This window comes from Bacillaceae bacterium S4-13-56, assembly GCA_040191315.1.
GTDB lineage: Bacteria > Bacillota > Bacilli > Bacillales > JAWJLM01 > JAWJLM01.
The window spans coordinates 1-1,887 of the sequence record JAWJLM010000156.1; the positions used below are offsets into that span (position 1 = coordinate 1).

Here is a 1,887-nt window from a genome sequence, read left to right on the forward strand (position 1 = left end):
TTGTGGATTAAAGTAGATTAATATGGTATATTATATGTATTACTAAGACTTTGATCGTGAGGGAAGTCCATATGTTTCTTCGGAAAATGAAAAATAAAAAGACCGGACGTACATATTTATCGATCGTACATAGTTACCGTGATAAAGCAACTAAAAAAACCAAATCCAAAACCATTGAATCTCTTGGCTACCTAGATGAGTTGGAGAAACAATATGATGATCCTATTGCTTTTTTTGAGGAAAAAGTCAAACAAATGAATAAGCAACAGGACACGGATCGCTCTGCTATCAATTTCAGCATTGACAAAGGAGAACGACTTCAAACAGATCAAGTAAACCGTAAAAATTTGGGTTATGCGGCATTAAGCAAAATCTACCATGAACTTGGCATACATACATTTTTCACAAACAGGCAGCGCCATACAAAGAACGACTACGACGCCAACAGTATCATGAAACTTCTTGTGTTTGGACGCCTGCTTTATCCTGCATCCAAGAAGAAAACATTTGAAAACAAGGATGCTTTTTTTGAGAAAATGGACTTTTCGTTGGATGATATTTATCGCTGTCTTTCTTTTTTCAATAAGCATAAAGACGCACTCCAACTGTGGATGCATGAACGGATAAAGGCGCAGTATGGTCGAAATACGAGTCTGGTCTACTATGATGTGACGAATTATTATTTTGAAATTGATGAACAGGATGAGTTAAGAAGAAAAGGGGTCTCCAAAGAACACCGGCCGGATCCCATCGTGCAAATGGGGTTATTCATGGATACGGACGGCATTCCAATTACATATGGACTTTATCCGGGAAATACGCTGGATAAGCAAACGCTGATTCCGATGCTTGGAAGAATACAGCGGAATTTTTCACTCGGCAAAATCATTGTTGTCGCTGACAAAGGCATGACCACTGGAGATAACATCTGGTATACACTTTCCGCCAAAAACGGCTATATTCTAAGTTACTCGATTCGAGGAGCCGACAGAAAATTCAAAGACTATGTGCTTGACCAGAATGGTTATCGTTCCATAGGGAACGATTTTAGGATTAAATCGAGGCTTTATCCAAGGGAGATTACTGTGACAGCTAAAAGCGGCAAAAAAGTCAAAAAGACAGTGGATGAAAAACAAGTTATTTTTTACAGCAGGAAATACGCTTTGAAAGCCAAAACCGACCGGGCAGCTGCACTGGAAAAAGCAAGGGATCTTGTTGGCAACCCTTCGAAATACAACAGGGCAACATCGTTCGGTGCCGCCAAATATGTAAAGAATCTTACTTTTGATAAGAAAACAGGCGAGATCCTCGATAGCGCTAAGCAATCGTTGTTTTTTGATGAAGAAAAGCTGCGCATGGAAGAGGAATTAGACGGCTACTATGCTATTATGACCAGCGAATATCAGGAGTCTGATGAACGGATTGTGGAGTTATACAGAGGGCTATGGAAGATTGAAGAATCTTTCAAGGTGACCAAAAGCGATTTAGAGAGCCGACCAATCTATCTTTCTAAACAAGAACATATCGAGGCACATTTCCTTACCTGTTTTGTATCCCTCGTGATTGCAAGGGTTCTAGAGCGTCGTTTGAAAGGAAAGTATTCAGTTACAGCCATACTTGACAGCCTGAGAAAGGCATCGTGCAGCCACATACAGGAAAACTATTATCTGTTTGATTTTTATGATGAAGTGCTTTCCGATATTAGAAAAGAATTAGGTATAGATTTGGGGCAAAAATGTCTGTCCCTAGGAGAAATAAAAAAAATTTTAGGAGCGATCAAAAAGGGGTGATTTACACTACAACTTTTTGACAAACAGAAACAGCCGAAGAACCCGCAGACATAAGGGTTCTTCGGCTGTTTTTACTTGATTTAACTGCAAAAGTCAG

1 protein-coding gene is annotated in these 1,887 nt (G+C 39.5%); it reads left to right on the top strand.

The annotated features are described in order from the left end of the window. Positions 1–71: 71 nt before the first annotated feature. Positions 72–1,790 carry an IS1634 family transposase gene (locus RZN25_18295; GenBank protein ID MEQ6378754.1) on the top strand — a complete coding sequence of 573 codons (1,719 nt, stop codon included), beginning with the start codon at positions 72–74 and terminating at the stop codon, positions 1,788–1,790. Positions 1,791–1,887 lie beyond the last annotated feature (97 nt).